We start from the raw sequence: 5,040 nt of genomic DNA, 5'->3' as shown, positions 1-5,040 counted from the left end.
ATTATTGATAACACCAACTTTACAACGGCTGCTGTCGGTGCGGTTGCGATGTTCAAGCCAGGCGTAGAAAGCTTAACTATCTTTGGTCGTGTTGGCGCGTTAGCCGGTGAATACGATGAAGGTTTTGCCTCTGCAATGGGTGAAACGGATACAGATATCGTTGGTGGTATGGCGGCGGCCTATCTTTCTTGGAAGCCAGGCGCTGATGGTACTTACCTGATGCTGTCACCAGAATACACCTATATGGACGGTAGTATTGAAACGTCAACGCTTAAATCATCAATCACTGTCGGTACACCATTATCCGCTGATGGAAAACGCTGGGGACAGTTCAAAATTGAAAATACGGTTGGTAGCATGCAATCTACCCATCAAACCGTCGATATTGATGACACCGTTGCGTGGGCATTTTACAAAGTCTACTTCTAAGGCCTAATTTACCTTAATATAGTTTATTAAAAAGCAGGGATGCTTTTTACTTCTTGACCATAAGTACTCAATACATTTAGCTGCTTTCCAACAAGATAAATCATCGATTCCTCTCTTCCCTTTCTTCTTGTTCGTATCAGAAATAAGGTACTCACAACCGTTCAACTGGTTCCCCCTATTTTGCCTCAATAACTTCACTATCCTTTTCAATTTTTAGCACATCCAACTCATATCCTATATGATACAGACTAACGGTAGTCACATGGAGCTGTGCGCATTAATGCCAAATACCATCAACATTAGTAATTCAAATAACCTACTTCCTTTCCTCAACTATTTTGATCAACAAGGTATTGAATGGAAAAGTGTTGCTGAAAAATATCAGTTTCCTGAAGATTTGAAGGACGGCGAATACTGGCTACCTTCGCATCAAACAATGGCGTTTCTCAATACCATAATGAGAAAATCCAATCGTAGGATAGGATTAGATGTTGGTAGACTGATCACCCTAGAACAAATTTCGCCCGAATTACATTCTGCGTTTGTTCATTGCGACAATCTGGAACAGGCGATCCATACCCTCATTGAAGTCATGCCCACCTTAAATAGCCATGTGGTCGTCTGGCCAGAAAAGATTGAAGATAAGTGGTATCTATGTCATCGCGGGGCTTACCACCCATCAGTATCTGGCTTTGATCAGGCAGAGTGGTTTCGAGCTTTTGCATTGCTTTCCTTATGCCGTTCATTTTTGGGGAAAACGTGGGAGCCCACATCGGTATTAATGAGTTTACCTGGCCATTTAGCAAAAGATTTACCCGCTGCATTTAGTTCAGTATCGTTTACTTTCGGCCATGCGTTTGGCGCAATAGAAATCCCTTTATCGGATAACTTTATTGGTGTTGAGCCTCAAAAAAGAGAGCATGATTGGCACACCACGCTAGATGCCCTCATTAACACTTACGCCGTTTTGCCCTGGTTTAACGTTGAATGGCTAGCACAACTCATCGGCAGCTCTCCGCGAACGTTACAACGACGCCTTGCCGACCAAGGGCTTACTTTTAGACAATCCAGAGATAACGCACGTTGTGAAACAGCAACCAAGCTACTCAGAGAGAAGGTGTCGCCTTTCGAAACCGCCTGGCGCTGTGGCTATACCGATTTATCCAACTTTAATCGCGCATTCAAAGGTTGGATGAAGCAAACCCCAGCTCAATATCAAAGCCAGTTCAAATAAGCAAAATCCAGCAGGCTAATTAACACAGTGTTAGCGCCAGTGGCTTGACTATGAACGCCTTAAGAATAAAGGAAAAGCGCAATCTCATTGGCTATTGATTCGTGTTGGGTTACAGGTTCTCTAAGTTTTCTATGTATTGATCAGCCGTGTGTAATATATCGCGGCGTTTCGCTTCATCCATGTTGTCCCAAGACCGATAAATCATCTTAATTCTAGGGTTCGTCGCCAGTCGCTTTGCGTGCTTATCCATAAATCGCCAATAAAGGCTATTAAATGGGCATGAACCGTCACCGCTTCGTGCTTTATTGTCGTAATGGCAACCTTTGCAGTGGTCACTCATTTTATTAATGTAAGAACCACTTGCCGCGTAAGGTTTGGTACCCACAATTCCACCATCCGCAAACAAAGCCATTCCGCGAGTATTCGGCATCTCTACCCACTCAATAGCATCAACATAGATGCCTAGATACCATTCATCGACTTGATCAGGCTCGACTTCAGTGAGTAAACAAAAATTGCCCGTCACCATTAAGCGTTGAATATGATGCGCGTAAGCATAATCTAACGACTGTTCAATGGCGTTTCGCATACATGCCATCTTTGTTTCTCCCGTCCAAAAATAGCCAGGTAACTGATTTCGCGCTTCCAATGCGTTTTTCTTGGGGTAGCCGGGCATATTGGCCCAATAAACACCGCGAATGTATTCTCGCCACCCTAGGATTTGACGCACAAAGCCTTCGACCTGAGCAATATCGATCTCCGCGTTAAAATGAAAAGCTTTGAGAGCGGCATCGATAACTTCCTTCGGATGAAGCAATTTACAGTTCAGCGAAAACGACAAACGGCTGTGATAAAGACTCCATTTTGCTTCATGCTTCTCGGTCATTGAATCTTGAAACCGCCCGAAGTTCGGCAAACACACCTGACAAAAGTTCGCGAGTAGAGACAAACTTTGTGCGCGATTAACGGGCCAAATGAGGTCTCCATCTAAACGACCAATCGTCGTAATATGATGGCGAGTTAATCGCTCAACAATCGGATCGGCATGGGTACGAAATAACAAAGGCTTGGGTAATTTTTCAAGGTCACTCGCTTTTAACTTGTTGCGGTTGTTCGCATCATAGTTCCATTTTCCGCCCAGTGGTTTTCCATCTTCCATCAGAATATTGAAGCGCTTACGCATGCGTCGATAGAAATGCTCCATCATCACATGTTTGCCTTGAGTAAACTGCTGTGGGATCTCTTCAAATGGCAACAGAAAGTGCTCGGTATCAACGCACTGAACTTTGACATTGTTTAGATCAAGTGAGGCCAACTGCTGTTGTAAGCGATATTCGTCAGGCCGTTGATAGTCAAACTGAGTAGCACCAACCTCGTTTACATAGTGAGTTATCATCTCAGAAAGATCAGAAAACCGATGAGTGTCGTCCAGTGTTAGAGACAACACTTGGTGCCCTTCACGCTGACGTTCCTGTGAAAAATGAGCCATCGCAGAGAAAAACGCACACACCTTTTGAATATGGTGGGTGACGTATTGGCTCTCTTGCTTCAGCTCAGCAATGATGTAGAGTACGGTTTCATCTACTTGCGAGAACCAAGAGTGCTCGCTGTTGAGTTGGTCTCCTAGAACCAACCTTATCGAATCGAATTGCATTTAGCGCCCTCTTTGGCGGTCACTTTTAAATGGAATGCTTTACGCTATGCCTTTAGCTAATAAATCATCTCTCGTGTTTCAGTTCATGACTCATCACCTATCATTATCAGGCCTAACCTGAAAAAACCGCCACACGATCTGGTTAACATTCCCTCACACATGAACAATTTAGTCACTGAACCGCATTATCTCTCATGCTTTTCTATGTATTGCCGTTATAATGACGGTATCAAAATGAAACCTTTGCTTACAAATCATTAAGTATGATGTATCGTTTATCGCTAATGGACGCTGGCATCACAGAGTCATTCGTGTTTGCCCGCGTGATATTGGTTGGTATTGAATCCATCGTTGTATTGTACTGACAATGTACCGGAAACGATCACATTGATAGACCGCTACCATTTACCTTGTCACCGCATAAGTTTACAAGGTGTGTTGCATATGCTCACATCTAACTAAATAGAAGAAGTCAAATAAAGATGAATCAAATTAGGGTTTTAATATGCTGAAACTAAATTCAATGAGTATTAAACAAAAAGTGGTTTTAGGTATCACGTTCGCTGTACTCGCTTCTACAGCATTCGTTGGCATTATGGCTCAAAAGCATGCGCGAGAGATGCTCACGTATCGTTTGATTGAAATAGAATTTCCTTCGATGCTGGGGCAAATCAATGCTGAAATTGATCAACAGGTGAGCCAAATGCTTTTGGCGGCAAAGCAACTTGCCAACAATGAATTTATAGCGGATGCGATTAAATCGACTGATCGCGATCCCGCTGTCGAAAAAATGCTCGTCAAACAACTCAACAATGTTCGTGACCAGTACCAGTTAAATGACGCCTCTGTTGCCAATCGAGAGTCCGCTTACTACTGGAACCAAAACGGCTTTTTGCGACAATTGAACCAAAGTCAGGATGGCTGGTTCTTTGGCTTCACTAATTCTGGGCAAGACACGTCTGTCAGTATCTTCCAAGAACCAAACGGCGATGTGAAGATGTTTGCCAATTATCAAAACTTGGCGAGCTTTACAATGTCGGGGCTATCTAAGTCGATGGACGACATGGTGTCTTTATTGAATGGATTCCGTATTGAACAAACCGGTTTTGTCTTTTTGACTGACAGCCAAGGTGCGGTGCAGATTCATCGCGAGAAAGACAAATCCAACTCATCGCTGAATCGACTCTTTGGTTCCGAAGCAAACGACTTGTTAAATAAATCGGCATTCAACTTGATCACCGCTGAATACAATGGTCAAGAAGTGTTTGTCGCCGCGACCTACGTACCTTCTATGGACTGGTTTGTTGTGGGTGTGGTGCCTACCGAAGAGGTCTTTTCCGACTTAAACGCCACGGCCCAAAAAATGCTGCTGACGACACTTGCTGTCGCGTTTGTTTTTATTGTAATGGGGATATTCCTAGCCAACAGCATCATTAATCCGATTAAACTTCTTGCGGAACGATTTACCGAATTAGGGAAAGGTGAAGGCGATTTAGCGCAACGAATTGAAGTGAAAAGTAACGATGAAATCGGACAACTTTCAACGGGTTTTAATGGTTTCATTGAAAAGATTCATTCGACCATGATTGAAGTCGCGTCCACCAGCGGCTCCTTGAGTAACGCTGCAGAAAGCGTGTCTGACAAGGCGACAAGAACCCTCGATAATAGCCAAGTTCAACGAGATCAAACGATTCAAGTGGTCACGGCCATTAACGAAATGGGT

Annotated in this window: 3 protein-coding genes and 1 pseudogene; 3 read left to right on the top strand and 1 reads right to left on the bottom strand. The window is 43.6% G+C overall.

All coding sequences use genetic code 11. The features are described from left to right. Both ACP45E_RS18990 and ACP45E_RS18985 read left to right on the top strand, forming a co-directional pair. A pseudogene (locus ACP45E_RS18990) lies at nt 1-429 on the top strand (hypothetical protein); the annotation flags it as partial. Nucleotides 430-709: 280 nt separating this feature from the next. Then, nucleotides 710-1,663 carry a helix-turn-helix domain-containing protein gene (locus tag ACP45E_RS18985; RefSeq protein ID WP_017035933.1) on the top strand — a complete coding sequence of 318 codons (954 nt, stop codon included), beginning with the start codon at nt 710-712 and terminating at the stop codon, nt 1,661-1,663. A 109-nt stretch (nt 1,664-1,772) separates the two neighbouring features. On the opposite strand, the gene ACP45E_RS18980 is transcribed toward ACP45E_RS18985, so the two are convergent. Further along, the gene (locus ACP45E_RS18980; RefSeq protein ID WP_017035932.1) at nt 1,773-3,317 is read right to left on the bottom strand and encodes a cryptochrome/photolyase family protein; all 1,545 of its coding nucleotides are present in this window, start codon (nt 3,315-3,317) and stop codon (nt 1,773-1,775) included. Nucleotides 3,318-3,822: 505 nt separating this feature from the next. On the opposite strand from ACP45E_RS18980, the gene ACP45E_RS18975 reads away from it, so the two are divergent. Further along, nucleotides 3,823-5,040, top strand: a 1,218-nt coding sequence (locus ACP45E_RS18975) for a HAMP domain-containing protein (protein WP_141707427.1), incomplete at its 3' end; no start/stop codon positions are given.

The sequence above is a fragment of the Vibrio genomosp. F10 str. 9ZD137 genome, from assembly GCF_049974785.1.
Taxonomy (GTDB): domain Bacteria; phylum Pseudomonadota; class Gammaproteobacteria; order Enterobacterales; family Vibrionaceae; genus Vibrio.
This window is presented reverse-complemented; position numbering and strand designations above follow the sequence as displayed.